General features: G+C 71.9%; 25 protein-coding genes, 1 tRNA gene and 1 pseudogene. 6 read left to right on the top strand and 21 right to left on the bottom strand.

All coding sequences use genetic code 11. From position 1 onward, the window contains the following. Positions 1 to 169 precede the first annotated feature (169 nt). On the top strand, positions 170 to 1420 hold the full coding sequence (locus JAO81_RS09280) for an amidohydrolase family protein (protein WP_199547331.1): 1251 nt from the start codon (positions 170 to 172) through the stop codon (positions 1418 to 1420). A 250-nt stretch (positions 1421 to 1670) separates the two neighbouring features. Continuing rightward, positions 1671 to 2330, top strand: a complete 660-nt coding sequence (locus tag JAO81_RS09275) for an NAD(P)H-binding protein (RefSeq protein ID WP_199547330.1) — start codon at positions 1671 to 1673, stop codon at positions 2328 to 2330. A gap of 140 nt (positions 2331 to 2470) precedes the next feature. On the opposite strand, the gene JAO81_RS09270 is transcribed toward JAO81_RS09275, so the two are convergent. The 4 genes from JAO81_RS09270 to JAO81_RS09255 all read right to left on the bottom strand — a co-directional run bounded on the left by JAO81_RS09270 (position 2471) and on the right by JAO81_RS09255 (position 4549). Further along, complete coding sequence (locus JAO81_RS09270) at positions 2471 to 2734, bottom strand: DUF3817 domain-containing protein (protein ID WP_307813256.1); 264 nt, start codon at positions 2732 to 2734, stop codon at positions 2471 to 2473. Between the two features lie 2 nt (positions 2735 to 2736). Continuing rightward, positions 2737 to 3282 (bottom strand): hypothetical protein, encoded by a 546-nt coding sequence (locus JAO81_RS09265; protein ID WP_199547329.1) that lies wholly within the window; start codon positions 3280 to 3282, stop codon positions 2737 to 2739. Next, entirely contained in the window at positions 3279 to 3575 is a 297-nt protein-coding gene (locus JAO81_RS09260; protein ID WP_199547404.1) for a hypothetical protein, read from the bottom strand. The genes JAO81_RS09265 and JAO81_RS09260 overlap by 4 nt, the downstream gene beginning before the upstream one ends. Positions 3576 to 3772: 197 nt before the next feature. Beyond that, positions 3773 to 4549: a DJ-1/PfpI family protein gene (locus JAO81_RS09255; protein ID WP_199547403.1), complete on the bottom strand. Its 777-nt coding sequence runs from the start codon at positions 4547 to 4549 to the stop codon at positions 3773 to 3775. Between the two features lie 308 nt (positions 4550 to 4857). Between JAO81_RS09255 and JAO81_RS09250 the strand changes: the two genes are divergently transcribed. Further along, positions 4858 to 5796, top strand: a complete 939-nt coding sequence (locus JAO81_RS09250; protein WP_199547328.1) for a GlxA family transcriptional regulator — start codon at positions 4858 to 4860, stop codon at positions 5794 to 5796. Positions 5797 to 5830: 34 nt separating this feature from the next. Here JAO81_RS09250 and JAO81_RS09245 read toward each other — a convergent pair whose 3' ends face one another. After that, positions 5831 to 6880: an NAD(P)-dependent alcohol dehydrogenase gene (locus JAO81_RS09245; RefSeq protein WP_199547327.1), complete on the bottom strand. Its 1050-nt coding sequence runs from the start codon at positions 6878 to 6880 to the stop codon at positions 5831 to 5833. A gap of 103 nt (positions 6881 to 6983) precedes the next feature. On the opposite strand from JAO81_RS09245, the gene JAO81_RS09240 reads away from it, so the two are divergent. After that, positions 6984 to 7706, top strand: a complete 723-nt coding sequence (locus tag JAO81_RS09240) for a TetR/AcrR family transcriptional regulator (RefSeq protein WP_199547326.1) — start codon at positions 6984 to 6986, stop codon at positions 7704 to 7706. A 198-nt stretch (positions 7707 to 7904) separates the two neighbouring features. On the opposite strand, the gene JAO81_RS09235 is transcribed toward JAO81_RS09240, so the two are convergent. From JAO81_RS09235 to JAO81_RS09215, 5 genes are all read right to left on the bottom strand, one after another. Next, positions 7905 to 8555, bottom strand: coding sequence for a DUF998 domain-containing protein (locus JAO81_RS09235; RefSeq protein ID WP_199547325.1), 651 nt, complete (start codon positions 8553 to 8555; stop codon positions 7905 to 7907). 399 nt (positions 8556 to 8954) lie between these two features. Beyond that, entirely contained in the window at positions 8955 to 9323 is a 369-nt protein-coding gene (locus JAO81_RS09230) for a YciI family protein (protein ID WP_199547324.1), read from the bottom strand. A gap of 176 nt (positions 9324 to 9499) precedes the next feature. Further along, complete coding sequence (locus JAO81_RS09225; RefSeq protein WP_199547323.1) at positions 9500 to 12226, bottom strand: LuxR family transcriptional regulator; 2727 nt, start codon at positions 12224 to 12226, stop codon at positions 9500 to 9502. A 104-nt stretch (positions 12227 to 12330) separates the two neighbouring features. Further along, a complete protein-coding gene (locus JAO81_RS09220) occupies positions 12331 to 12918 on the bottom strand; it encodes a hypothetical protein (RefSeq protein ID WP_199547322.1) in 588 nt (195 codons plus the stop codon). A gap of 183 nt (positions 12919 to 13101) precedes the next feature. Next, positions 13102 to 13183: transfer RNA gene (locus JAO81_RS09215), tRNA-Tyr, on the bottom strand. Between the two features lie 200 nt (positions 13184 to 13383). On the opposite strand from JAO81_RS09215, the gene JAO81_RS09210 reads away from it, so the two are divergent. Beyond that, positions 13384 to 13872: a YajQ family cyclic di-GMP-binding protein gene (locus JAO81_RS09210; protein WP_199547321.1), complete on the top strand. Its 489-nt coding sequence runs from the start codon at positions 13384 to 13386 to the stop codon at positions 13870 to 13872. A 130-nt stretch (positions 13873 to 14002) separates the two neighbouring features. Here JAO81_RS09210 and JAO81_RS09205 read toward each other — a convergent pair whose 3' ends face one another. Then, entirely contained in the window at positions 14003 to 14275 is a 273-nt protein-coding gene (locus tag JAO81_RS09205) for a GlsB/YeaQ/YmgE family stress response membrane protein (RefSeq protein ID WP_199547320.1), read from the bottom strand. A gap of 139 nt (positions 14276 to 14414) precedes the next feature. Between JAO81_RS09205 and JAO81_RS09200 the strand changes: the two genes are divergently transcribed. Next, a complete protein-coding gene (locus tag JAO81_RS09200; protein ID WP_199547319.1) occupies positions 14415 to 15704 on the top strand; it encodes an APC family permease in 1290 nt (429 codons plus the stop codon). Between the two features lie 69 nt (positions 15705 to 15773). On the opposite strand, the gene JAO81_RS09195 is transcribed toward JAO81_RS09200, so the two are convergent. The 10 genes and pseudogenes from JAO81_RS09195 to JAO81_RS42355 form a co-directional block, all read right to left on the bottom strand. Next, positions 15774 to 16175: a YccF domain-containing protein gene (locus tag JAO81_RS09195; protein ID WP_199547318.1), complete on the bottom strand. Its 402-nt coding sequence runs from the start codon at positions 16173 to 16175 to the stop codon at positions 15774 to 15776. Between the two features lie 215 nt (positions 16176 to 16390). After that, the gene (gene htpX / locus JAO81_RS09190; protein ID WP_199547317.1) at positions 16391 to 17254 is read right to left on the bottom strand and encodes a zinc metalloprotease HtpX; all 864 of its coding nucleotides are present in this window, start codon (positions 17252 to 17254) and stop codon (positions 16391 to 16393) included. Between the two features lie 225 nt (positions 17255 to 17479). Then, positions 17480 to 19036, bottom strand: a complete 1557-nt coding sequence (locus JAO81_RS09185) for an NADH-quinone oxidoreductase subunit N (protein ID WP_199547316.1) — start codon at positions 19034 to 19036, stop codon at positions 17480 to 17482. Further along, complete coding sequence (locus JAO81_RS09180; RefSeq protein ID WP_199547315.1) at positions 19033 to 20607, bottom strand: NuoM family protein; 1575 nt, start codon at positions 20605 to 20607, stop codon at positions 19033 to 19035. The genes JAO81_RS09185 and JAO81_RS09180 overlap by 4 nt, the downstream gene beginning before the upstream one ends. A 3-nt stretch (positions 20608 to 20610) precedes the next feature. After that, positions 20611 to 22626 (bottom strand): NADH-quinone oxidoreductase subunit L, encoded by a 2016-nt coding sequence (locus JAO81_RS09175; RefSeq protein ID WP_199547314.1) that lies wholly within the window; start codon positions 22624 to 22626, stop codon positions 20611 to 20613. Next, positions 22623 to 23009, bottom strand: coding sequence for an NADH-quinone oxidoreductase subunit NuoK (gene nuoK, locus JAO81_RS09170; RefSeq protein WP_199547313.1), 387 nt, complete (start codon positions 23007 to 23009; stop codon positions 22623 to 22625). The genes JAO81_RS09175 and nuoK overlap by 4 nt, the downstream gene beginning before the upstream one ends. Beyond that, entirely contained in the window at positions 23009 to 23653 is a 645-nt protein-coding gene (locus tag JAO81_RS09165; protein WP_307813255.1) for an NADH-quinone oxidoreductase subunit J, read from the bottom strand. Before JAO81_RS09165 ends, nuoK begins: the two co-directional genes overlap by 1 nt. Next, entirely contained in the window at positions 23650 to 24213 is a 564-nt protein-coding gene (locus tag JAO81_RS09160) for an NADH-quinone oxidoreductase subunit I (protein WP_199547312.1), read from the bottom strand. The genes JAO81_RS09165 and JAO81_RS09160 overlap by 4 nt, the downstream gene beginning before the upstream one ends. Then, positions 24213 to 25181, bottom strand: a complete 969-nt coding sequence (locus JAO81_RS09155) for a complex I subunit 1 family protein (RefSeq protein WP_199547311.1) — start codon at positions 25179 to 25181, stop codon at positions 24213 to 24215. Before JAO81_RS09155 ends, JAO81_RS09160 begins: the two co-directional genes overlap by 1 nt. Next, positions 25178 to 25844: pseudogene (locus JAO81_RS42355) on the bottom strand (hypothetical protein); the annotation flags it as partial. The pseudogene JAO81_RS42355 and the gene JAO81_RS09155, both read right to left, overlap by 4 nt.

Here is a 25844-nt window from a genome sequence, read left to right as displayed (position 1 = left end):
ATGTCCCGCCTGGGCTGAGGCCCTCCCCGGGTACCTCACGCGCCTCCTGCACCACACCGGTACGACTATTTCGCTCCTCCTCGAAGCGGGCCGTGCGGCGCCCTAGGCTCGGAACACGCTGCGTGATCTTGATCGTCACGCCCTCCTGTTCCCCCGCCTCTGGAGTGCGATGCCCGACAGCCAGCCGCAGCCGCCGCACCGCGACGGCGCAGCCGAGGAGACGGCCTCGCTTCTGCTGTGCGGGGCGCGGCTCACCGACGGTCGCACGGTGGACGTACGCCTCGGGCGCGGGCGGATCGAAGCGGTCGGTACGGCGGGGTCGCTGGCCGCGCACTCCTCGCGCGTGGATCTCAGCGGCTATCTGCTGCTTCCGGCGCCGGCCGAGCCGCACGCGCACAGCGACACCGCACTCGCCGCGGACGGTGACGGGCCCGTCTCGTACGACGTGACGGATGTTCAGCGGCGCACCACCGAGGCCGCGTTGCTGCAGCTCGGGCACGGTGCGACGGCGCTGCGCTCGCATGTGCGGATCGGTGATGTGCAAGGGCTCGGACCGATGGAGGCGGTGCTGCAGGCGCGGCGTTCGCTGCGCGGGCTCGCCGAGCTGTCGGCGGTGGCGGTGCCGCGGCTGCTCACTGGGGTCGCCGGTGCTAACGGTCTGGCGATGCTGCGCGACGCCGTGAAGATGGGCGCCTCCGTGGTGGGCGGCTGCCCGGACCTCGACCCCGACCCCACCGGCTATGTGGAAGCGGTTCTCGAAGTGGCCGCCGAGCACGGCTGCCCCGTCGATCTGCACACCGACGGCCTCGACCCGGCCCGGCTCTCGCGCCTGGCGGCGATGGCGGGCGGGCTGCGGCCCGGCGTGACCATCGGCCCGCTGGGCGGGCTCGGACGGGTGCCGCGCGAGGTGGCCGTGCGGTCCGCGGAGGCGCTGGCGGCGGCGGGCGTGCGGGTCAGCTGCCTGCCGCAGGGCGACTGCGGCGGTCTCGGACGGCGCGGCAGTACGACGGCTCCGGTACGGCTGCTGCGTACCGCGGGTGTACGGGTGGCGGCGGGCAGCGGGGCGCTGCGGGATCCCGCGAACCCGGTCGGCCGCGGGGACCCGCTGGAGGCCGCGTATCTGCTGGCCTCGCAGCATGGGCTCGACCCGGCCCAGGCCTACGACGCGGTCTGCGGTGAGGCACGGGCGGCGATGGCGCTGCCCGAGGTACGGGTCGAGGCGGGCTTCCCGGCCGAGCTGCTCGCGGTCCGCGGCGAGGGCCTCGCGGGCGCGCTGTCCCTCGCGTACAGCAGGATCGTGGTGCACCGCGGGCGGGTGGTGGCGCGCACCAGTGCCGTACGGGAGTACTGCGATTCGGCGGCGGCCGTCGCGCTCGATCTGCCGCGGCAGGGGCGGGCCAAGGGCAAGGAGCCTTCCTGACATCCCTTGCGGGACCGGGGAGTTGAGGGCCGGCAGCGGTGCGCGGCGGGTTTCCTCCGCGCCTGACGGGCGTCCGTACGCGAGGGCTCGAGGCGTATCGGGCAGGCGGCGGCGACCGTGTGCGGAGCGTTTCGTGCGGGCGGCATGGCAGGGAACATTCCGGGGCCCTCGCGGTGAACTTTGAGCCGCCGCGCACGGCGCCCTTCTCGCCGAGGCGGCGGGTCGGGGCTGCTCGGCGTACGGTCGGAGCATGCGCATTGTCATCGCCGGGGGACACGGTCAGATCGCGCTGCGGCTCTCCAGGCTGCTGGACGCGCGCGGTGGATACGAGGTCGCGGGGCTCATCCGAAATCCCGCGCAGGGCGACGATCTGCGGGCGGCCGGCGCCGAGCCGGTGCTGTGCGATCTGGAGTCGGCCTCCGTCGAGGAGGTCGCGGCGCATCTGCAGGGCGCGGACGCGGCGGTCTTCGCCGCGGGCGCGGGGCCGGGCTCGGATGCGGGGCGCAAGGACACGGTGGACCGGGCGGCGGCGGTGCTGTTCGCCGAGGCCGCCGAACGGGCCGGGGTGCGCAGGCACATCGTGGTGTCGTCGATGGGCGCGGATCCCGCGCACCAGGGCGACGAGATCTTCGACGCGTATCTGCGGGCCAAGGGCGAGGCCGACGCGTACGTACGCGGCTGCGAAGGCCTGGACTGGACGATCCTGAAGCCCGGGCGCCTGACCGACGGACCCGGTACGGGTCTGGTGCGGCTCGAGGCGTCGACCGGGCGCGGGGACATCGCGCGCGAGGATGTGGCGACGGTGCTCGCGGAGCTGGTGGACTCCTCGGCCACGGCCGGGCTGACGCTGGAGCTGATCGGCGGGACGACGCCGGTGGCCGTGGCGGTGAAGGACGTGGCGGGCAACTAGGGGCCCGTTGTTGGGGGATACGGCTGAGGGGCTTGTGCGGATACGGCTGTGGGGCCGGTCGGAGCGGCCGGCCCCACAGCCTTCTTTTCTGTACGGACGTGGTGGGGGCGACTTTGGTCATTCGTCCGCGCGGCTCGCCGTCATCGTGAGTGGCCTGCACCGGCGGTGAGTTGACGGAACGCCAGGAGACCGCCGATGCCGGGCAGGACGGCGATGGCCTTGGTGGTGGCGCCGGCTCCTTCGATACGCCAGGTCGCGGCGATGACGATGAGGTAGGCGCAGCCGTGGGCCGGACCCATGAGGGAGGAGACCGGCTTCAGGTGGACGGTAGCGAGGTTGGCCAACAGGAGGACCAGGGAGGCCAGTTCCGCGTTCGCGGCGAGGCGCAGGGTGCGGGGGTTCACGGTCAGGCTCCTGTCGTGGAGCCGGGGCGGATGATCATCAGGACCGTGACGGTGGCCCAGAGCAGGTTGAAGATTCCGGTGAGCATGGACAGGCGGGCGGCGGTCTTTGGGCTGGTGTCCGGTGGTGGGGAAGGCTGTGTGCCGGTGACCGGTGGTGCGGAAGGCTGTGTGCCCGTGACCGGTGGTGCGGAAGGCTGTGTGCCCGTGACCGGTGGTGCGGAGAGCGCACGCTCCTGGGCCGGCAGGAGCAACAGGGCCAGCACAGCGGCGGCTCCGGCGGTCAGCACGATCGAGGTGATCAGCCAGGCGTCGCCCAGGACCCCGAGACTGCTCGCGGTGGCGAAGCCGAAGACCGGCACGGCGAGGCCGACGGCGGCGTACACGCGGCAGATCCGGTGGAGCGTGCGCAAGGTGCTGCGGCTGTCCGGGTCGTCCGGTGCGCTGTGCGCGCGGCGCAGGGCCGGCGGGAACATGCTGGCGGCGACGGTGACCGGGCCGACGGCCACGATGGCGGCCAGGACGTGCAGGGCGAGGAAGAACTTGGTCATGGCCGGCGGCCCGCGCCGGTCTGCGGGGTGCGGCGTATGCCGGTGACCTTGGAGGCCGGGAGGCGGCCGGCGCGGGAGGTGCCGGCCAGGGTGTCGCCGTCGAGTGTGACGGCGAACTCCAGGTTCAGGCGCAGGGGCTTGGTGATGGCCTGCTTCCAGGTGAGCCGGTCACCGTCCAGGACCAGGCCGGTGAGCGGGACCTCCTCGCCGGTACCGCGGGCTGTTCCGGTCAGGGCGCCGTCTCTGCGTACGAACTCGGCCTCGGCTTTGATGCGGCCGATGGGGGTGGCGATGGCGAGGTCCCAAGTGCCGTCGGGGTGGGGGTGGTTGGGGCCTTCGGGGTGGTCGGTGGCTTCGGGGTCGGGGTGATCGGTGGCTTCAGGGCGGGGGTGATCGGTGGGTTCGGGGTGGCTGCGGTTGGGGGCTTCGGCCGGCATGCGTGGTTCCTTTGGTGAGGCGGGGGCCGTGCTGGGGTGCGGTCAGAAGGCGGTCAGAAGGCGGCTGGTTCCGGGCCGGTGTTGCGCCAGACGGTGCCGCGCCGCTCGTACGCGAAGAGCGCCTCGACGGCATGGGCGATACGGGGGCCCAGCTCGCGCTCGAGGAGGTAGAGAGCCAGGTCGAGCCCCGAGGTGACGCCGGCGCCGGTGACCAGGTCGCCGTCGTCGACGATGCGGGCGTCGACCGCGTGGGTGCCGGTGGCGTCCAGGAGGTCGAGGCCCAGGTGGTGGGTGGTGGCGTGGCGTCCCTCGATGAGGCCGGCCATGGCGAGCAGCGCAGAGCCTCCGCAGACGGTGGTGACGGTGATCTCGGGGTTCTCCATCGCCGCCTTCAGGAGGGCGGGGAGGTCGGTGGTGAGGGTGCGTCCGAGGAGTACGGGGATGGGCTCGGACTCCTTGGGCCCGAGGGCGTGGGCGGAGGCGAGGGCGTGCTCGGAGGCGAGGGCGGCATCGGTGGAATCGGTGGAATCGGGGACACCGTCGGCATCGAGTTGAGGGTCGGCATCAAGGTGAGGGTCGGCGTCGGGTGTGCCGATCCGGCCCGAGGCGCCGGGGAGCAGGATCAGCCCCGGACGCGTCGGATCCAGGGCGGCCGTGGTCCGGAGCGCCAGCCCGCCGGCCCCTCGGCCGCCCCGGCGGGGCCCTTGGGGGGAGACCAGCTCCCCGGCCAGCTGTCCGCGGGCGGCGCCCCCGCCCGCGGACAGGACCTCGAAGGGGGCGATGGCGTCGAGCGGATCGAAGCCGTCGAACAGGACGACCTGGGCGTGCAGGGGCATGGGAGTCCGAGGCATGGAAGTCCGAGGCATGGGAGTCCGGGGCATGAGCGTCCTAGGTCCTCGCGGGTGCGGGCGGGTGTGATGCGCGGGATCGGGCCGGGTTCCGATCCGGGCACGCACCGAAGCTAATCCGCGTTTCCCTTCGCCTCCCAGTGGCGTTTGTGACAAGTCTCAACGGAATAGCGCCAACCGCAGTTTCAGAGAGTCTCCGTGGCGCTGCACCCCTTCTGGACTGCAGAGAAGGAAGCGAACAGCTCTCCGCACCGGCTTGCGAGGATCCCGTGGGACGGTAGATTCCCGCCATGCACACCATCGCCGTGCTCGCGCTCGACCAGGTGATCCCGTTCGACCTCTCCACGCCGATCGAGGTCTTCACCCGCACCCGTCTCCCGGACGGCCGGCCCGGCTACCAGGTCCGCGTGTGCGCCGCGACGCCGGAGACCGACGCCGGGGCCTTCGTGCTGCGCGCCCCCTGGGGGCTCGACGCGCTCGAGGAGGCGGACACGATCATCGTGCCGGGCACGTCCACGGCCGGCGCCCCGCTCCCCGCGGACGTACGGGAGGCGCTGCGCGGTGCGGCCGCGGCAGGGACCCGTATCGCATCGATCTGTTCCGGGACCTTCGTGCTTGCCGCTGCCGGGCTGCTCGACGGGCTGCGCGCCACCACCCACTGGCTCGCCGCCGGCGCCCTGGCCGCCGCGTACCCGGAGATCGATGTCGACCCGGACGTCCTCTACGTGGACAACGGGCAGATCCTCACCTCGGCCGGCGCCGCCGCCGGCCTCGACCTGTGTCTGCACCTGATCCGCCGCGACTACGGATCGGCGGTCGCCGCGGACGCGGCCCGGCTGTCGGTCATGCCGCTCGAACGAGAGGGCGGGCAGGCGCAGTTCATCGTCCAGGACCATGCCCCGGCCCCTCAGGGCTCCACGCTCGAACCCCTGCTGCTGTGGCTCCAGGACAATCTGTCCCGCGAACTCACCCTCGCCGATATCGCCGCACAGGCCGGCGTCAGCACCCGCACCCTGATCCGCCGGTTCACGGAACAGACCGGCTCGACCCCGCTCCAGTGGCTGCACCGCGCCCGCATCCGCCAGGCGCAGCACCTCCTGGAAACCACCGCCCACCCCGTCGAACGCATCGCCACCCGGGTCGGCTTCGGCTCCCCCACGGCTTTCCGCGACCGCTTCAAGCGGACGACCGGGGTGAGTCCGCATGCCTATCGGCGGGCTTTCAGCTGACTTCCGTACGCCTTCCGTACGCCTTCCGTACGTTCTACGAGGTCACACGCACCACGTACTTGCCCCGCACTCCGCCCGACTCCAGCGCGCGGTGGGCGTCCGCCGTCTCCTCCAAGGCGAACACCTTGTCCACCGCCGGGCGCAGTGTGCCCTCGGCGACGTGGCGGGCGAGGTCGTCGAAGTCCTCGCGCAGGGGGTTGCCGCTGAAGAAGCGCACCCGGCCGCGGCCGTGGACCGCGCTCGCCGCGATGGAGCCGAGCGACGCGACGGGCCGTGACAGGTCGAAGGCGATGGTGACCATGCGACCGCCGGGCGCGAGGAGGCCCCGGAAGGTCCGCAGGTCGCTCCCCGCGGTGTCCAGGACCACGTCGAAGCGGCCCAGCTCCGCCGGCCGCACGGCCCGGTGGTCCACGGCCTTGTGGGCGCCCAACTCCCGTACGAAATCGAGGTTGTCGGCGCGGGCGAGGGCCGTGACCTCCGCGCCGTACGCCCGTCCCAGCTGTACGGCGGCGCTGCCGACGCCGCCGGCGGCTCCCCGTACGAGCAGACGCTCCCCGGGCCGCAGCCCGGCCTTGTCCCGCAGGGCGGTCACGGCCGGGGTGGCCACCGGCAGCGCGGCGGCGTCCACCAGATCGAGGCCCTCGGGTACCCGGCCCAGGCGCTTGACCGGCACGGACACGTACTCGGCGGCGCTTCCGAAGCCGGAGGAGCGCCCCAGGACACCCCAGACACGGTCGCCGATCGCCGGTTCGGTCATACGGTCCCTGAGCGCCGGTTCGGTCGCACCTTCGCCGACCGCCGGATCGGTCACGCCTTCGCCGAGCGCCGGTTCGGTCACGCTTTCGCCGAGCGCGGCGACCTCGCCGGTGAAGTCCAGGCCGACGCGCTGGGGGAACTTCCGGCCGGTCAGGAGGCGGATACGGCCGGAACGGGCCGCCAGTTCACCGCCGTTGACGCTGAACGCGTGCACCCGTACGAGCACCTCGCCGGGGGCCGGTTCGGGGCGTGGCACCCGGCCCACACGGAGCACTTCCGGGCCGCCGTAGCGGTCGTAGAGCACTGCCTTCATCGTGCGGTCGTTCATCGTTCTCACCTTTGGTCACGGGGGCGTCGGGAGGGGCCCGCCATCGACCGTAGGCTCGTAAGTGGACGACATCGTCCGTTTGGGCCGGAGGTGAGAGACAGTGGTGGCGGAATCGTCTCGGATGACGGGTGCGGAGGCAGGCGGGCTGCGCGCGGACGCGCGGCGCAACCGGGAGCGCATCCTGGTCGCCGCCCGCGCGGTCTTCGCCGAGCACGGCATCGAAGCGCCGATGGCGACCGTGGCCCGCAGGGCCGGGGTCGGTGTGGCGACGCTGTACCGGCGGTTCGAGACCCGGGACGCCCTGGTGCGGGCGGCCTTCGCGCAGCAGATGGAGACCTGTGCGCGGGCGCTGACCGAGGCGCTCGCCGACTCCGATCCCTGGCGGGGGTTCCGGCGGCTCGTCGAGACGGCCTGTGCGCTGCAGCGGGAGGAGCGGGGGTTCCCGGCCGCGTTCGTCGCCGCCTTTCCGGACGGCACGACGGAGCACGCACCGACACGGGACCGGGCCGAGCGCGACCTCAGGACCCTGATCCGCAAGGCCCAGGACGCGGGCGCGCTGCGCACCGATTTCCACCCGTCCGACCTCGCCGTCGCCCTGCTGGCCCACTGCGGTCTGGTGACCGCGCTGCCGGGCGACGAAGCCGCTTCCCGGCGCCTGGTCGCGTATCTGCTCGAGTCGTTCCGCGCCGGGCCGTCCAACGGGCCGCTGCCGGAGCCGAGTTCGCTGTCCCTGCACCACTTCCCTGTCGCGGCCGACACCGTCCGGGGCAGCACCTCCGCACGGCCGCGTCGACCGCGGCCGACGCGGGGGTCTCGTAGGGCTTGACGGCGGGTGCCTGAAGGTGGGTGCCTGACGCCGGGTGCCTGACGCCGGGTTCCTGACGGCGGGTGCCTGACGCCGGGTGCCTACCTGCCGACTGGATGGCAGGTCCTCTGCCAAGCCTGCCCCGAACCCGAGTCGGGGCGTGGCCGGCTGACCCGCGTCAGGCCGCGGGACGGGTTGAGGCGTGGCCGGGCGCCCGCATCAGGCGGCGAGACGCAGCTCGGAGGTCGGCGTCCACCGCTGCACGTACCGTCCGAGTACGCCGACCATCGCGACCTCGCAGCCCAGGAGCACCCGCTCCACCAGGCCGATGAACTCACGCCCGCCCGGCCCGGCCACGTAGGCCATGAGCACCGCGCCGGCCAGCGCGGCCAAGGACAGGGCCCGCAGCCGGAGAACCGTTCCCGCCGCGCCCGGCAGAGCACGCGTCCGCCGGTCCAGGAGCAGTCCGGCGAGGGGCAACGCGACGAACGCCGCGATGGAGGCGTACCGGTGGACGTAAGCAGGCGCGCTGAGGTCGGAGGTCAGCGGATCGGTGGGCACCACGGCCGCGACCAGCAGCCCCACCCCCCAGACCGTCAGGAGGACGGACGGCAGCCCGCGTACGGGCAGACGGCGCGCCCTGGCCACCAGCAACAGCACCAGTGAGACGGCGCCGAGCAGCCCCATCGTCATCTCGATCGGACCCCCGCGGTCCAACGCGGCGAAGTCACTGACGGTCAGCTGCAACGGGCTGAGCCCCGGATCGTTGACCGACGGCGCCCACAGGGCGGCGGTCACGGCGAGGACGACGGTGATCCACACGGTGGGGGCGAGCAGGTGGCGGTGACGACGGAACCTCGACGCGATCATGCCCTCAGCGTGCCGCCGCACAGGCCAACGGGACATCGGGGCATACCCCTACCGTCTCCCTACCGCGACCCTTAAGTACCGCCCGGGTTGCGATGCTCCGGCGGATGCGGGGGGTGCAGGGGGTGCGGCGGATGCGGCGGATACGGGGGGGGGCGGCGGATGGCCCGCGTCGCAGACATGGCAGTAGCCGGCGAACCGCCGCTACGGCAGGGGCACTTCATGCGGCTTCGGCTTCCCCGTGGCGCCAGCGTGGAATCACGCCTGCTTCACGCGGGCCGCATAAGCCACACGAGCCACATGAGTCACTCAAGCCACACGAGCCACCTGGGGTGACCGTTCGGGGAACGGTCGCCGTGACCGTTCCCCGAACGCTTGCGCCTAGCGTCCGGTGCGCGGGCATCAGGCGCCGGGTTCCTCCTGGAGGGCACGGACCTCGATCCTGCTGCGCAGCGCCCGCGAGGCCTGCTTGGTCCACTCGATCGCGACGTCGTCGTTCTCGGCCTCGATGATCCAGAAGCCGCCGAGGTACTCATCGGCCTTGACGAACGGGCCCGGTGTGAGGACGGGGCTGTCTCCGGAGTAGTCCACCGTGGTCGCGGTCGACGGGGGCTGCAGGCCGCCCGCGGTCACGAACGCGCCCGCCTCCTGAATGGCGGTGTTGAACGCACCGACCGCGGCGATGACCTCCTGCAGTTCCGCGGGGTCCATGCTCTCCATCGTCGGCTCCTCGGCGGAGTCGTGCGGGAGGCTCAGGAAGTACTTCGTCATGGTCGTCTCCTCGTCGTACGGCCGGCGGCCGGGGCCGCTGTCTGGATGACCGAAACGCTAGGCGGGGCCGACCGCTGAGGAATCAGTCATCGTGACTGGTGTCCGGGCGACCGGCGACCGGCGACTGGCGACCGGCAACTGGCAACTGGCAACTGGCAACTGGCGACCGGCGTCGGTCACTTCACGAGGTGGGCCAGCTCGGCGCGCCCGGTGACGCCGAGCTTCGGGTACGCCTTGTAGAGGTGGTGGCCGACGGTCCGAGGGCTGAGGAAGAGCTGTGCGGCGATCTCCTTGTTGGTGTGCCCGGCGGCGGCCAGCCGTACGACCTGCAGCTCCTGTGGGGTCAACAGGGTGAGCGGGCCGCTGCGTTGAGGCTCGTCGCCCCGCTCGCCGAAGGCGGCCAGCGCGCCGGGCGCCCGCTCGCCCGAGGGCGGCGCGCCGAGGCGCTCGAACGCGGACCCCGCCGCCGCGAGATGGCCGCGGGCCTCGGCACGGCGGCGACGGCGACGCAGCCACTCGCCGTAGAGCAGCTGGGTGCGGGCGTGCTCGTAGGGGCCGCCGTGCCCCTCGTGGAGCCGCAGCGCCTCGGCGTACAGCGCATCGGCCTCGCCCTCGTCGGCCAGCAGGGCCCGGCACCGCAGGACGAGCCCGGTGGCGACCGGGCGGTCGACGTGCTCGGCCCAGTGCCGGAAAGCCGCCAGGGGGCCGTGCGCGCGATCCGGCATGCCGCCGCGCACGGCCGCTTCCACCAGATCCGGCACCGCCCGCACCAGGAGGTCGCGGCTCGCAGGTCCCCGGGACACGTGCTCGAGCCGGTCCAACGCGTCCCCGAACCGCCGGGCGGAAAGGTCGAGCATCCCGAGACCCCACACCGCGATCTCGGCATTGACCCGGTGCCGGGCCCGGGCTCGCGGGAGCACCTCCTCGGCCAGCGCCCGGCAGCGTGCCTCGTCACCCGACACGGCGTGCAACCAGACCTCCACCGACCGGTGGGCCAGGCTCTCGGTCGTGTTCCCGAGTTCGTCGCTCACCGACACGCCTTCCGCCACACACGCGCGGGCGTCCGCGAACTCACCGCGCAACAGCCGCGCCACGGCAAGCACGTTCAGGGTGTACGGGACCCACCCCAGCGCCCCGGTGGCCCGCACCTCGGCCAGCATGTCCTCGGTCCCGGCGAGGACGCGGTCCTCGTCGGCGATCATGAGCCCGCCGAATCCGGCGGTGATGCGATGCATCAGGTCGAGCCCGCCACCGCGGGCGGTGGTGTGGAGCTCGCGCATCGGGCCGACGGCCGGCTCGGGACGTCCGGCGAAAAGCTCCGCCCACCCGAGAAGCGCGGCGACAACAGGTGCCAAGTGCTCCGGCGGGGTGAACCCGCGCATCAGATCCGCCGCACGCTGCAGAAGGTCGTGCGCCGCCCCGTGCCGGGCGGCGTGCGCGGCCTCGTAGAGCGTGAGCGCGGCGCGCTCCGGATCGGTGTCGCGCACCAACGCGGCGACCTCGAGCGTCAGTTCCGCGTCGGCCCGTGGCGAGGTGCGTTCGTACTCCACGGCGCCGCGGGTGTAGATGGCATCGGCCCGGACGCCGGTGTCGGCGGTGAGCGCGAGCGCTTCGGCCGCGAGGCGGGCGGCGCGGTCGGCCTTGCCCGCGTCGAACGCGGCCTGGCTGGCCCGGGCGATACGCCGGGCTTTCAGCTCCCGGTCGGCGCTGAGGCGACCGGCACGTTCGTACGCGGCGCACACCGCCATCGCGCCGCCCCGGTGCCAGGCCCGCTCCGCCACACCTTCGAGTTCGGCGGCCACCGCCTCGTCGGGTGTGGTGGTGGCAGCGGCGAGGTGCCAGGCCCGGCGGTCGGCGTCGGCGTCCGCGCGCAGCGCCTCGGCGTACGCGCGATGCACCTCGATCCGCCGGTGCAGCGGCGCGTCCTGGTAGGCAGCCGCCCGTACCAGGGGGTGGCGGAACGTGATCCGGCTGTCGATCCGGACCAGCCGGTCACGTTCGGCGGGGGCCAAGTCGCCGGCGGCGCCACCGAGGGATTCGACCACGTGCAGGATCGCCGCGAGGGGCGCCGCGGTGTCGGCCGCCGCCACCACAAGCGCGCGTTGGGTGGGTTCGGGAAGCTCCACGATCTGGCGGCGGAACGCCTCCTGCACGCGGCGGGTCACCGGCAGCGGGCCGACCTGCTCGGCCGGGTCGGACTCGTCGGCATCGCGGGCCGCGAGCCGCGCCGACCCGAGTTCGATGATCGCCAGGGGGTTACCGCCGGACTCCGCGAGAACCCTGGTCCGCATCCGTTCGGCGAGTGCCGGCGCGTGGTCGTCGAGCAGCCGGGCGGCCTCGGGCGCGGCGAGGCCGGACAGATCCACGACCTCGACGCCCGCGATCACGGACGGCTCCGCCGTATCGCGTACCGCCAACAGCACCGCGATCGGGTCGGCCACGAAGCGGCGGGCCGCGAACAACAGCGCCTCCACGGAACCCTGGTCGAGCCATTGCAGGTCATCGGCCACCAGCAGCAGCGGGGAATCCTCGGCCAGATCAGCGAGCAACGACAGGGTGCCGGCGGAGATCAGGAACCGGTTGGCGTCATCCCCCTCGGCCAGGCCGAAGGCGCAACGCAGCGCCGTCGCCTGGGGATTGGGCAGCGCGTCCAACCGATCCAAGTGGGGAAACAGGAGTTGGTGCAGACCGCCGTACGCCAGCTCGTAGTCGGACTCGATCCCCGCCACGCGGACCACCTGCATGCCCTCACCCTCGGCGATCGCCACGGCGCGGTCGAGCAGGACCGATTTCCCGATCCCCGGTGCGCCCCGCAGCCCCAGCGCCCCGCTGCGACCGTCGCGCGCGTCCGCCAGCAGGCGCTCAACCCGCGCCTGCTCGACGTCCCTTCCCACCAGCGGCATGCGGGCACCCTAGTCCGAGCTCCGGCTCCTAGTCCGTGCTCCGGCTCCAGCTCCAGCTCCAGCTCCTGCTCCGGGTGACGAAGGCGAGCGTCGACGCTGCCCTGTCAGAGCTTGCCTTCGAGCAGTACGGTGCGGTGGCCACCGAGACGGCGAGAGAAGTCCGCGACGAACTCGGGGCGCAGGGTGGGCCAGTTCCAGAACGTGAACCCGAGATGACCGAACGCGAAGTAGTCGTCGGCCCAGACCCATGTGTGCACGGGAGCTGTCCGGCCGCAGGACGGACACGCGACGGGCTCATCGTCACCCTCGGCCCAGGAACCCACCGCGTCCGCGAACAGGGCCCACCCCTCCTCGATGGGCGACCAGTGCTCGTCGACGAGGGGCATCTCCGCCGCGCAGTGCGGGCAGGTGACGGCCGAGGGTTCGCCCTGCCCGGCATCGAAGACCGTACGCCCCACGGAGACGTGCAGACCGTTGCTCCACATATCGGCCAGCCCGGGATCCGGGTCCTCGACGGCTTCGCCGTAACCCGTCCCTGGCGCGTGCCCGGCGTCAGCGCCGAGGACGCAGTCGGTACGTTCCGCGGAGACGAAGCCGTCCGCAATCAGCCAGTCGAGCACGCTTGCCGCGAGCCCCTCCGCCTCCCCCGGCGTGGCCTCGGTATCGACGATCGTCTGAAACCAGTCACCCATGATTTCCCCCTCCAGCGCGCGTGCGTCCAGCCTGTACCCCGTCGGCGATCTCCCGCAGAACCAGCTTCTCGCCGTGCTCGCGAGCGTACTGCCGGGCGTACTCGATGATCGCCCCGGTGCCCGAACACGAAGAAACCCCCTCCGCCCTGCGTTTCCGCAGTTCGGAGGGGGTTTACCTTCATGTGGCGGCGCCAGGATTCGAACCTGGGAAGGCGAAGCCGGCAGATTTACAGTCTGCTCCCTTTGGCCGCTCGGGCACACCGCCGGGGATGCCGCCTCGGAGGTCTCGCTTGCGCGGTGTTCCGTGGCAACGACGTAAACGATACCTGATGACCGGGGGTGCTCCGCCACCCGATTGATCTGCGCCCGGGCCCGGGCCGGGTGGCTAGGCTTTGCGTCTGTCCGTACCCCGATCCGCAGCCCGTATCCGTAACCCGTACGCATCCACGCAAGGAGCCACAGGACATGGCCGACTCCAGTTTCGACATCGTCTCGAAGGTCGAGCGGCAGGAGGTCGACAACGCCCTCAACCAGGCCGCCAAGGAGATCTCGCAGCGCTACGACTTCAAGAACGTCGGTGCGTCCATCGACTGGTCCGGCGAGAAGATCCTGATGCAGGCGAACTCCGAGGACCGCGTCGCCGCCATCCTCGACGTCTTCCAGTCCAAGCTGGTCAAGCGCGGCATCTCGCTGAAGGCGCTGGACGCCGGTGAGCCGCAGCTGTCCGGCAAGGAGTACAAGATCTTCGCCTCCATCCAGGAGGGCATCACGCAGGAGAACGCCAAGAAGGTCGCGAAGATCATTCGCGACGAGGGCCCCAAGGGCGTCAAGGCCCAGGTGCAGGGCGAGGAGCTGCGGGTCAGTTCCAAGAGCCGTGACGACCTGCAGGCCGTGCAGACGCTGCTCAAGGGGCAGGACTTCGACTTCGCGCTGCAGTTCGTCAACTACCGGTGAGCCTCCGCTGACGACGCATTGACGGCGCACGACGACAAGGCGCACGACGACAAGGGCGGTACGAGAGTTTCGTACCGCCCTTCGTCATGCCCTCGGAAGCCGGAAGCCCGAAGCCCGAAGCCCGAAGCCGTCAGCGGCGCGAGCGTGAGTGGCCGAACAGGATGCGGTACGCGATCAGCAGGGCCAGGGAGCCCGCGATCGCGGAGATCCATGTGGCCGTGTCGTAGAAGTCCGTGGCGATCGGGCGGTCCAGGAAGCGGGACGAGGCCCAGCCGCCGAGGAACGCGCCGGCGATGCCGATGAAGGTCGTGCCGATCAGGCCGCCCGGGTCGCGGCCGGGGAGCAGGATCTTGGCGATGGCGCCGGCGAAGAGCCCGAGGACGAGCCACGCGATGATGCCCATGGGGTGAGCTGCCTTTCCGCGGCGGAGCGCCGTGGAAGAGAACAGTCCGAGGCGCCCGCGCAATGTCCGGATTGCGGTCCTGTGAAGAGGGACGGGTGGGGCCGGTGACCTGGTTGCGGGCGTCAGTAGGGTGCGGCGTATGACACAGAGGCAGGCCGGCGGACAGGCACACGGACCGGCTCAGGAGCCGGCAGGCACGCCGGCTCCGGCGATGCGGCGCACACTCGGGTTGTTCGACGCCGTCACCATCGGGCTCGGGGCCATGATCGGGGCGGGGATCTTCGCGTCGCTCGGGCCCGCGGCGGATGCCGCCGGGTCCGGGCTGTTCTACGGGCTGGCCATCGCCGGGTTCGTCGCGTACTGCAACGCCATGGCGTCGGCGAGGCTCGCGGCGCTCTATCCCGTCGCGGGCGGGACATATGTCTACGGGCGGGAGCGGCTCGGGGCGTTCTGGGGCTATCTCGCCGGGTGGGCGTTCGTCGTCGGGAAGACCGCTTCGTGTGCGGCGATGGCGCTGACCGTGGGGACCTATGTGTGGCCCGGGCAGGCGCATGCGGTGGCCGTCGGGGCGGTGGCGATGCTGACGGCCCTGAACTGCCGGGGAGTTCAGAAGGCCGCCTGGATGAACCGGGTGATCGTCGCTCTGGTGCTCGGTGTCCTCGCGGCCGTGGTCGTGGTCTGCGTGGGGAGTTCGCAGAGCGGTACTGCGGCGTCCCCGGCGGGCATGACCGGTGTCCTGCAGAGTGCCGGTCTGCTGTTCTTCGCCTTCGCCGGGTACGCGCGGATCGCCACGCTGGGCGAGGAGGTACGGGATCCGGCGCGGACCATCCCGCGTGCGATCCCGCTCGCGCTCGGCATCACGCTCGTCGTGTACGCGGCCGTGGCCCTGGCCGTCGTCTCCGTGCTCGGCACCGGCGGGCTGGCCACGGCGAGCGCCCCACTGGCCGACGCGGTGCGGGCCGCCGGCGCGTCCGGCCTCGCCCCTGTCGTACGGGCCGGGGCGGCCGTCGCCGCGCTGGGGGCGCTGCTCGCGCTGATCCTCGGGGTGTCGCGCACGACGCTCGCCATGGCACGGGACCGGCATCTGCCCGGCGTACTCGCCGCCGTGCATCCGCGGTTCCAGGTGCCGCAGCGCGCCGAGATCGCGGTGGGTGTGGTGGTCGCGGTGCTCGCCGCGACGGCGGATCTGCGGGCCGCCATCGGGTTCTCGTCGTTCGGGGTGCTGCTCTATTACGCGATCGCCAATGCCTCGGCGTGGACGCTGAGTTCACGGCTTCACGCCCGGGCGCTGCCCGCGCTGGGGCTCGTCGGGTGCCTGGTGCTCGCGGCCACGCTTCCGGCGTCGTCGGTGCTGTGGGGCGCCGTGGTGATCGCGGTGGGCGCGGGGGTGTTCTTCGTACGGCGGACGCTCATCCCCGTACGGAAATGATCGACAGCCCCACGCACGACCGCCCCACGCGAGACACCCCCACGCGAGACACCCCCACGCGCGACCGCTCTACCAGCGACTCGTAGCCGCGAATGCCTCGTCCGTGCGCACGATGTCGCGGCCGAGCGGCATCAGCGAGATCGGGATCAGCTTGAAGTTGGCGAGGCCCAGCGGGATGCCGATGATCGTGATGCACTGCAGGACGCCCGTGACGATATGGGCGAGGGCGAGCCACCAGCCGGCCAGGATCAGCCACAGGACGTTGCCCACACAGGACGGCGCGCCGGCGTCGCGCTTCTCCACGGTCGTGTAGCCGAAGGGCCAGAGCGCATAGACGCCGATACGGAACGCTGCTATGCCGAACGGGATACCGATGATGGTGATGCAGAGGATCACGCCCGCGAGCAGATAGCCCAGGAAGAGCCAGAAACCGCTCAGGACGAGCCAGATGATGTTCAGGATGGTCTTCACTTCGGGCGACCTGCCTCGCTATCGGCGTCATACGGCATGCGCGACGTCGTACGGCGTTGTACGGCGTTGTACGGCGTTGTACGGCGTCCCTTACGTGATCTGAGACGCGATCGGACCGCTGCCGGATCCCGGCTCCGACCCTGACTCGACCCTGATCGTGGACGAGGACCCGGCCCTGATCGTGGACGAGGACCCGCCCCTGATCGTGGACGGGCTCACCGCTGGCGGCCGGCCATCTGTTCCAGGCGGGCGATGCGCTCGGCCATGGGCGGGTGCGTCGAGAACATCTTGGACATGCCCTGCCCCGGACGGAAGGGGTTGGCGATCATCATGTGGCTGGCCGCCTCGATCTTCGGCTCGGGCGGCAGCGGCAGCTGCTTGGTACCGGCGTCGAGCTTGCGCAGGGCGTCGGCCAGCGCGAGCGGATCGCCGGTGAGCTGAGCGCCGGAGGCGTCCGCCTCGTACTCGCGCGAGCGGCTGATCGCCAGGCGGATCACGGAGGCGGCGATGGGGCCGAGCAGCATGATCAGGAGCATCCCGAAGATGCCCGGGCCCTCTCGGTTGTTGGAGCCGCCGGAGGGGATCAGCCAGGCGAAGTTGACCAGGAACATGATCACGGAGGCCAGGGCGCCGGCCACCGAGGAGATCAGGATGTCGCGGTTGTAGACGTGGCTGAGCTCATGGCCGATGACGCCGCGCAGCTCGCGCTCGTCGAGGATGCGCAGGATGCCCTCGGTGCAGCAGACCGCGGCGTTACGGGGATTGCGGCCGGTCGCGAAGGCGTTCGGCGCCTCCGTCGGTGAGATGTACAGCCGTGGCATGGGCTGGCGGGCCTGGGTGGAGAGCTCGCGGACCATCCGGTAGAGCTGGGGCGCCTCGAACTCACTGACCGGGCGGGCGCGCATCGCCTTGAGGGCCAGCTTGTCGCTGTTCCAGTACGCATAGGCATTGGTGCCAAGGGCCACGAAGAGCGCGACGATCAGTCCCGTACGCCCGAAGAAGCTGCCGATGACGAGGATGAGTGCGGACAGGCCCCCGAGCAGTGCGGCGGTCTTCAGACCGTTGTTACGGCGGTGCACGACTGCGCCCTCCTGGTGGTGCGGCAGGGGAACCCTTTGCTGACCGGCTTCCACTTTCCAGTGGACCCTCCCTGCCTGGTCAACGCCAGGCGGGAAGGCTGAGTTCCCCGGCCGCGGGCCGGGAGGCCTGGACCGAACGGGTGAGGGCGGGTTGTTGTCAGTGGGGGCCGATAGCCTTTGAAGGGCTCGGCCCCCGGGAGGGAGGGGTCTGTCCGGCCACCCTTGCTAGAACAGCGCCGCCGCCGAGAAGCGCAGCACCATCTGCGGGGCGCCCGACAGGACGACGCCCACGAGGGCGGTGACGGCGATGGCGGCCGTGAGGGGCAGCGGGAGCGACGCCGTGTCTGCGGGAGCCTCGGACGTGGCGCGTGCGGGAGCCTCGCCCTCGGGTGCGCGGAACAGCAGCGCCGTCCAGCGCAGGTAGTAGTAGAGCGCGATCACGACGTTGAGCGCCATGACGACCGCGAGCCAGCCGAGCCCCGCGTCGACCGCCGCCTGGAAGACCGTGACCTTGGCGAAGAGGCCGATGATGCCCGGCGGCAGTCCGGCCAGGCAGAGCAGGAAGAAGCCGAGGGCGAGCGCGGCCAGGGGGTGCTGGGCGTACAGGCCGCGGTAGTCGGTCAGGCGGTTCTCGGGCGCGCGGCGGGCGACCAGGGCGGCCACCGCGAAAGCGCCGAGGTTCACGGCCGCGTACATCAGGGCGTACGCGACGGTGGCGCCGATGGCGTCGGCCGGATCGTCCACATAGCCGGCGGCCGCGATCGGGACGAGCAGATACCCGGCCTGGCCGACCGAGGACCAGGCGAGCAGGCGTACGGCGCTGAAGGCGCGGCCGGCCTGCTGGCGCAGGGCCGCGACGTTGCCCGCGGTCATCGTGAGCGCGGCGAGCACCGCCAGCGTCGGGGCCCATACGTCCGCGTACGAGGGGAAGGCGACGACCGTGACCAGGATGAGGCCGGTGAAGCCGACGGCCTTGCCCACCACCGAGAGGTACGCGGCGACCGGCAGCGGGGCGCCGATGTAGGTGTCGGGGACCCAGAAGTGGAAGGGGACGGCGGCCGTCTTGAAGGCGAAGCCGACCAGGGTGAGGGCCACGCCGGTGCGGGCGAGGGTCTCCAGGTCGCCGTCCACGGAGGTGAGTCCGGTGGCGATCTCGGTGAGGTGCAGGGTGCCGGTCGCCGCGTACACGAAGCTGACGCCGAGGAGGGTGACGGCGGTGGCGGTGACCGAGGAGAGGAAGAACTTCAGGGCCGCTTCGGAGGAGCGGCGGTTCCCGCGGCGCAGGCCGACCAGCGCGAACGCCGGGAGCGAGGCGACCTCGAGGGCGACGACGAGCGTGGCGAGGTCGCGCGAGGCGGGGAGCAGGGCGGCGCCGGCGGCGGAGGACAGGAGCAGGAACCAGTACTCGCCCGCGGGGAGTTCCTTGTCCTTCAGGGGGCTTACGGAGAGCAGCGCGGTCAGCAGCGCGCCGCCCAGGACCAGGAGCTGGATGACGACGGTGAAGCGGTCGGCGGTGTAGCTGCAGACGCCGGCGTCGCCGGTGAGGCAGAAGGTCTCGCGGTCGCCGTCGAGGAGCAGGAGCAGCGAGGCGAGGGCGGCGGTCAGGCCGGCCAGGGAGATCCAGCCGAGCAGGGACTTCCGGTGCTCGGGCACGAACAGGTCGGCCACGAGGACGGCCAGGCCGACGACCGCGGCGATGGTGGGCGGGGCGATGGCCGTCCAGTCGACGGACTGGACGAGGCTCGCCGTTTCTTCCGCGGCGATGACGGTGGCGGCGCTCATGCCTTGCCTCCTGCGAGGAGCTTCTGCACGGCCGGGTCGGTGAGGCCGAGCAGCAGCGCGGGCCAGAGTCCGGCGAGGACGGTGAGGGCGGCGAGCGGGGTCCAGGCGGCGAACTCGTAACCCTGGATGTCGGCGAGTGCCTGGGGCTTCTCCTGCGGATCGCCCATGCAGATCCGTCGTACGACGATGAGCATGTACGCGGCCGTCAGGAGCGTGCCGAACGCGGCGATCGCCATGAAGGTGAGGAAGGCCGGGCGGCTGAGGTCCTCGGCGGGCTTGAACGCGCCGAACAGGGCGAGCATTTCGCCCCAGAAGCCCGCGAGTCCGGGGAGCCCGAGCGAGGCGACGGCGCCGAACGCGAGCAGTGCGCCGAAGCGGGGGGCCTTGCCGTAGAGCGCCTGGCCCGTCTGTCCCGCGAGGGCGTCGAGGTCGGTGGTGCCGGTGCGGTCCTTCAGGGCGCCGACCAGGAAGAACAGCAGGCCGGTGATGAGGCCGTGGGCGATGTTGGCGAAGAGCGCGCCGTTGACGCCGGTCGGGGTCATGGTCGCGATGCCGAGGAGCACGAAGCCCATATGGCCGACGGAGGAGTACGCGATGAGGCGCTTGAGATCGCCCTTCGCGCCCTTGCGGGCCAGGGCCAGGCAGGCGAGCGATCCGTAGATGATGCCGACGACCGCGAAGGCGGCCAGGTAGGGCGCGAACTCCCGCATGCCGTCGGGGGTGATGGGGAGCAGGATGCGGACGAACCCGTACGTGCCCATCTTGAGCAGGACGCCCGCGAGGAGCACCGAGCCGACGGTCGGTGCGGCGGTGTGCGCGTCGGGCAGCCAGCTGTGCAGGGGCCACATCGGGGTCTTCACGGCGAGGCCGATGCCGATCGCCAAAACGGCGATGACCTGCACGGACGTGGTGAGTTCGCGGCCGTTGTCAGTGGCGAGTGCGAGCATGTCGAAGGTGCCGGACTTCAGCCCGATCAGCAGGAGTCCGAGCAGCATGACGACGGAGCCGAGCAGCGTGTAGAGGATGAACTTCCAGGCGGCCTGCGTGCGTTGGGCGCCGCCCCAGCGCGCGATCAGGAAGTACATCGGGATGAGGACCATCTCGAACGCGAGGAAGAACAGGAGCAGATCGAGGACGGCGAAGGTGGCGAGGGTGCCCGACTCCAGGACCAGGATGAGGGCGACGAATGCCTTGGGGGACGGGCCCGTAGGCATCTTGAAGTAGCTGTACAGCGCGCAGAGGAAGGTCAGGAGCGCGGTCAGTACGAGGAGGGGGAGCGAGATGCCGTCGACACCGAGGTGGATCCGCACGTCCAGTGCCGGGATCCAGCTGATGTCGGTCGTGGCCTGCATCGTGGCGGGGTGGTCGTGGTCGAAGCCGAGGGCGAGGACCACCGCGGCGATGAGGATGACGCCGGTGACGGTCACGCCGTGCCGCAGTACGGCCTGGTCCGGGGAGTTCCCCTTCAGCCCGGGCGGGGCGGGCAGCAGGGCCGCGGCGGCGCCCAGGAGCGGGCCGGCCACGATCAATGCCAGAAGGAACTGCATCACGGACTCGCTGATATCGATCACGGCTCAGGCTCCCGCTGCGACGAGGACGGCGGCGACGGCGAGGACGACCGAGCCGGCGAGCAGGGCGCTCAAGTAGGTCTGCACGTTTCCGGTCTGGGCTCTTCTGACCAGGGTGCCCAGGAGGTTGGCCGTGTTGCCCGCGCCGCGTACGTAGGTGTCGACGACCTCGCGGTCGAGGAAGCGGACGAGGCGGGCGGCGGCCTGGGTGGGGCGGACGAACAGGGCGGTGTAGAGGGCGTCCAGGTGGAAGCCGGTGGCCGCGGCGTGGTGGAGCGGGCCGAGCAGGAGACGGCCTGGGTCGGCCGAGTCGGGTGCTTCCGCGATCGAGCCGTAGACGGGGGTGTGTGCGGTGATGGCTTCCGCCTCGGTGGCGGCGGGGCCTTCCTCGGGGTGTGCGGCGACGGCACCCAGGGGCTCGCGTCCGTCGACGGCCAGCGGTGCGCGGGCGGCCATCGCCGAGCTGTGGCGCCAGGCTCCGTAGGTGACGATCACGCCGACCAGGGCGAGGCCCGTGGCCAGGACCGAAGTGGTAAGCGTCGGGGTCAGGTCGTGGCCGTCGAACCAGTCGGGGAGCACGCCGAAGCTCAGGCCTGCCGTGAGGGAGGGGATGGCGAGGACCCAGAGGACCGAGGTCATGGCGAGCGGCTGCCTGCCGTGGTCGGGGGCTGCGGGGCCGGAGCCGCGGAAGACGAGGAGCCAGAGGCGGGTGGCGTACGCGGCGGTGAGCAGGGCCGTGACCAGGCCGGCGACCAGGACGATCCAGCCGGCGGTGGCGGGGGCGAGCTCGCTGTGTCCGGTGGCGGTGTGCTCGGCGGCGCCGAGCACGGCCTCCTTGGAGAAGAAGCCGCTGAAGGGCGGGATCGCGGCGAGCGCGAGCAGCGCCACGGTCATCGTCCAGAAGGCGTCGGGGACGCGGTCGCGCAGGTTGCCCATACGGGACATGGCGGCAAGGGAGTTGGTGCCCGCGGCGTGGATGATCACGCCCGCGGCGAGGAACAGCAGCGCCTTGAAGGCGCCGTGCGACAGGAGGTGGAAGGCACCCGCGCCGCGGTCACCGACCGCGAGGGCGCCGGTCATGTAGCCGAGCTGGCCGATCGTCGAGTACGCGAGGACGCGCTTGATGTCGTCCTGCGCGAGCGCGGCGAGCGCCGAACCGGCCATGGTCACGGCGGCCATGACCGCGAGCACGATCAGGGCCGCCGCGGAGGCGGCGAACACCGGGAGGAGCCGGGCCACGAAGTAGACACCGGCGGCGACCATCGTCGCGGCGTGGATCAGCGCGGAGACCGGCGTGGGGCCGGCCATCGCGTCGGGCAGCCATGTGTGCAGCGGGAACTGCGCCGACTTGCCGGCCACACCGGCGAGCAGGAGCAGGGCGATCAGGGTGGGGTGGTCGAGGCCGCCGGCGGCGACCTTGTCCAGGATCGTCGTGATCCGGAAGGAGCCGGCGTCCGCGGCGAGCGCGAACAGGCCGATCAGGAAGGGGACATCACCGAGCTTGGTGACCAGGAAGGCCTTGAGGGAGGCGGCGCGCGCCTCGGGGGTCTCCCAGTAGTGGCCGACCAGGAAGTACGAGCAGATGCCCATGATCTCCCAGCCGACCAGGAGCACCATCAGGTCGCCAGAGAAGACGACGAGCAGCATCGCGGAGGTGAAGAGCGAGACCAGGGCGGCGTACGAGGGGTAGCGCGGGTCGTCGCGCAGATACGCCGTCGAGTAGATCTGCACGCACGAGGCGACCACACCCACGAGGACGGCGGCGAGGACCGCGAACCCGTCCAGGTGGAGGGCGAGTTCGATCGGGACCGAGCCGGTCGGGGTGAGTTCGGTGGCCGCGTCGATCGCGCGGTCGCCGCCCTGGCGCAGGGCCACGACGACGGCGAGGCCGAGCGCGGTCAGGGTGGGCAGGATCGCCAGCGGGCGGACGAACCCGGGGGCCTTGCGCCCCAGGAGCAGACCGGCGACGGCGCCCAGGAACGGAAGGAGGGGAACGAGAACGGCGAGGGTCGTGGTCGTCACGCGGCGGCCTCTGTGGTGTGTGCCGGTGCTGCTGCGGCTGCTTCGGGTGCGTCGTGGTCGCCGTCGTCGGGGCCGTGGCCTTCGGCGGTGTCGCGGAGTCGGTCGACGTCCGAGGTGCCGCGGTTGCGGTACACCATCAGCACGATCGCGAGGCCGATACCGATCTCGGCGGCGGCGATGGCGATCGTGAAGAGGGTGAGCGCCTGGCCGGCGTGCAGGGCGTCGCGCAGCCAGACGTCGAACGCGACGAGGTTGAGGTTGACGGCGTTGAGCATCAGCTCGACGGACATCAGGACCAGGATCGCGTTGCGGCGGGCGAGCACCCCGTACAGGCCGACGCAGAAGAGGAGCGCTGCGAGCACGGCGGGATAGGCGAGGTGCATCAGCGCTGCTCCTTGTCCGCGGTCGGGGTGCCGGAGGTCGGGGTGCCGGCGGCTGGGGTCGGGGTGCCGGCGGTCGGGGTGTCGGCCTCGCCGTTCTTGCGGGAGAGGACGATCGCGCCGACCAGCGCGGCGAGGAGCAGGACGGACAGCGCCTCGAAGGGCAGCACCCAGTGCCGGAAGAGGATCGTGCCCGTCACCTCGGTGGAGCCCTGGGCCGGACCGTCGAGGTCGATCCACTGCGTACGGAAGGCGTCGACGACGACCCAGACCAGGGCGGCCGCAGAGGCGGCCGCGACCGCGAGGGCGACCCAGCGGTTGCCCGAATCGGCGTCCGGGGAGCGGCCGATGGGGGCCTTGGTGAGCATCAGACCGAACAGCAGGAGGACCACCACGGAACCGACGTAGATCAACACCTGCACCCAGGCGATGAACTCGGCGGTGAGCAGGAGGTACTCGACGGCGAGCCCGCCGAGCGCGACCACCAGCCACAGGGCGGCGTGCACCAGCTGCTTGGTGGTGACGGTGATGACCGCGGCGCCGAGCGTCGCGATGCCCACGAGCAGGAAGGCGATCTCGACACCGGTCGGCGAGAGGAAGCCCTGGGGGGCGGTGGCGGCGAGGGTCACGGGGAGTCCGAGGGTCACTGGGGGTCCTCCCCCGGCTGTGGTGGCGCGGCGGCCTGTTCGGCGGCGAGCTTGTCGGCGGCCTTGCGTGCGGCGGCGAGCTCCTTGGGCTCCTCCGCCGCCTCGTCCAGCGCCGGCGGCGCGGGCACCGTCCACATCCACTCGCGGAGCTTGTCGCGCTCGTGGGTGAGTTCGTGGATGTCCGTCTCCGCGTACTCGAACTCCGGGGACCAGAACAGCGCGTCGAAGGGACAGACCTCGATGCAGATACCGCAGTACATGCAGAGCGAGAAGTCGATGGCGAAGCGGTCGAGGACGTTGCGGCTGCGCTCGCGGCCGCCGGGCGCGGCCGCCGGGACCGTCTCCTTGTGGGAGTCGATGTAGATGCACCAGTCGGGGCACTCGCGGGCGCAGAGCATGCAGACCGTGCAGTTCTCCTCGAACAGGCCGATCACGCCGCGCGTACGGGGCGGGAGTTCGGGCTGTACGTCGGGGTACTGCGCGGTGACGGTCTTCTTCGTCATCGTGCGCAGCGTGACGGCCAGGCCCTTCGCGAGGCCGGAACCAGGGATGGGAGCCATTAGTTGATCGCCACCTTCACGATGCCGGTGAGCGCGATCTGCGCGAGCGCGAGCGGGACGAGGACGGTCCAGGCGAGCTTTTGCAGCTGGTCCTCGCGAAGGCGCGGATAGCTCACGCGGAGCCAGATCACGAGGAAGGCGAGGAGGCCGGTCTTCGCCAGGGTCCACAGCCAGCCGAGGCCGTCGGCGCCCCAGGGGCCGTGCCAGCCGCCGAGGAAGAGGACGGTGGTCAGACCGCACAGGACGACGATGCCCGCGTACTCGGCGAGGAGGAAGAGAGCGAAGCGCAGGCCTGTGTACTCGGTGTACGCGCCGAAGATGATCTCGGAGTCGGCGACCGGCATGTCGAAGGGCGGGCGCTGCAGTTCGGCGAGCCCGGCCACGAAGAAGACCAGGGCGCCGACGATCTGCCAGGGCAGCCACCACCACTCGAAGGCGTTCAGGATCCCGGGCAGCGAGACGGTACCGGCCGCCATCGCGACGGAGGCGGCGGCGAGCAGCATCGGGAGTTCGTACGCGAGGAGCTGGGCGGCGGTGCGCAGGCCGCCGAGGAGGGAGAACTTGTTGGCGGAGGCCCAGCCGGCCATCAGCGAACCGAGGACACCGACGCCCATGACGGCGAGCACGAAGAAGATGCCGGCGTCGACGACCTGACCGACCGCGCCCTCGCCCGGGCCGATCGGGATCGCGACCAGGACGAGGAGGTACGGCAGGAGGGCGACGGCGGGGGCGAGTTGGAAGACCCGTCGGTCGGCGTTCGCCGGGACGATGTCCTCCTTCTGCGCGAACTTGACCCCGTCGGCGACCAGCTGGGCCCAGCCGTGGAAGCCGCCCGCGTACATCGGGCCGAGGCGGCCCTGCATATGGGCCATCACCTTGTGCTCGGTCTGCCCGATGATCAGCGGGAAGGTCAGGAACACGACGAAGACGACGAGCAGTCGCAGGGCGACGTCGAGTACGTCGTTCATGCGCGGTCGCCTCCGGCAGGGGGGTCGGGGTTCGGGTCGCGGTCCGGGGTGGGCTCGCGGTCCGGGATGGGCTCGGGGGTCGGGTCCGGGGTGGACTCGGGGGCCGGGCCCGGGGTGGGCTGGGTGGCCGCATCGGTCGGGGTCGGCTCAAGTGCCGCATCGGGTGCAGTCGGCTTGGTGGCCGTTTCGGCTGCCGACGGCTCCGTATCCGCGCCCGTACCCCTGCCCGTGCCTGCACCCGTGCCCGTGTCCGTGCCTGCACCCGTGCCCGCGTCCGTCGGCGGCTCCTCACCGGTGAAAGCCGGGCGCGGGTTGTGCCAGGGAGCGTCGGATGGTGCCGCCGCCTGGCCGGCCGGGCCTTCGCTCGCACTCCGGTTGCTCCGGGGCGCTGCCGCGCCCGCCTGGCTGGCGGAACCCTCGCTCGCACTGCGCGTCCGCCGGGGACGCGGGGCGGCTTCGGCAGTCCCGGCTGCCCCGGCCTCGGGGGTCTCCACCGGAGTTCCGCCGCCGTCGGCCTGGCTCGCCGAGCCCTCGCTCGCGCTGCGCGCCCGCCGCACCGGACGCTCCCCCGCGGCTCCGGCTCCGGCTCCGGCCGCACGCGCACCCGCGGCTCCAGCCCCCGCCGCACGCGCACCCGCACCGGCACCGGCACCCGCGGCCCGC

Source organism: Streptomyces sp. N35 (assembly GCF_016464295.1).
In the GTDB taxonomy this organism is placed as follows: Bacteria; Actinomycetota; Actinomycetes; order Streptomycetales; family Streptomycetaceae; genus Streptomyces.
Note: the sequence above shows the minus strand (reverse complement) of the source record. Positions and strands in the feature narration are given on the sequence as shown.

Coding starts and splice junctions, on each gene's coding strand:
- JAO81_RS09275 (WP_199547330.1), top strand. CDS start 1,671: ATGCGCATTGTCATCGCCGGGGGACACGGTCAGATCGCGCTGCGGCTC.
- JAO81_RS09185 (WP_199547316.1), bottom strand. CDS start 19,036: ATGAGCGCCGCCACCGTCATCGCCGCGGAAGAAACGGCGAGCCTCGTC.
- JAO81_RS09245 (WP_199547327.1), bottom strand. CDS start 6,880: ATGAACGACCGCACGATGAAGGCAGTGCTCTACGACCGCTACGGCGGC.
- JAO81_RS09155 (WP_199547311.1), bottom strand. CDS start 25,181: ATGAACGACGTACTCGACGTCGCCCTGCGACTGCTCGTCGTCTTCGTC.
- JAO81_RS09250 (WP_199547328.1), top strand. CDS start 4,858: ATGCACACCATCGCCGTGCTCGCGCTCGACCAGGTGATCCCGTTCGAC.
- nuoK (WP_199547313.1), bottom strand. CDS start 23,009: ATGCACCTCGCCTATCCCGCCGTGCTCGCAGCGCTCCTCTTCTGCGTC.
- JAO81_RS09280 (WP_199547331.1), top strand. CDS start 170: ATGCCCGACAGCCAGCCGCAGCCGCCGCACCGCGACGGCGCAGCCGAG.
- JAO81_RS09210 (WP_199547321.1), top strand. CDS start 13,384: ATGGCCGACTCCAGTTTCGACATCGTCTCGAAGGTCGAGCGGCAGGAG.
- JAO81_RS09205 (WP_199547320.1), bottom strand. CDS start 14,275: ATGGGCATCATCGCGTGGCTCGTCCTCGGGCTCTTCGCCGGCGCCATC.
- JAO81_RS09200 (WP_199547319.1), top strand. CDS start 14,415: ATGACACAGAGGCAGGCCGGCGGACAGGCACACGGACCGGCTCAGGAG.
- JAO81_RS09235 (WP_199547325.1), bottom strand. CDS start 8,555: ATGATCGCGTCGAGGTTCCGTCGTCACCGCCACCTGCTCGCCCCCACC.
- JAO81_RS09160 (WP_199547312.1), bottom strand. CDS start 24,213: ATGGCTCCCATCCCTGGTTCCGGCCTCGCGAAGGGCCTGGCCGTCACG.
- JAO81_RS09230 (WP_199547324.1), bottom strand. CDS start 9,323: ATGACGAAGTACTTCCTGAGCCTCCCGCACGACTCCGCCGAGGAGCCG.
- JAO81_RS09225 (WP_199547323.1), bottom strand. CDS start 12,226: ATGCCGCTGGTGGGAAGGGACGTCGAGCAGGCGCGGGTTGAGCGCCTG.
- JAO81_RS09220 (WP_199547322.1), bottom strand. CDS start 12,918: ATGGGTGACTGGTTTCAGACGATCGTCGATACCGAGGCCACGCCGGGG.
- JAO81_RS09265 (WP_199547329.1), bottom strand. CDS start 3,282: ATGACCAAGTTCTTCCTCGCCCTGCACGTCCTGGCCGCCATCGTGGCC.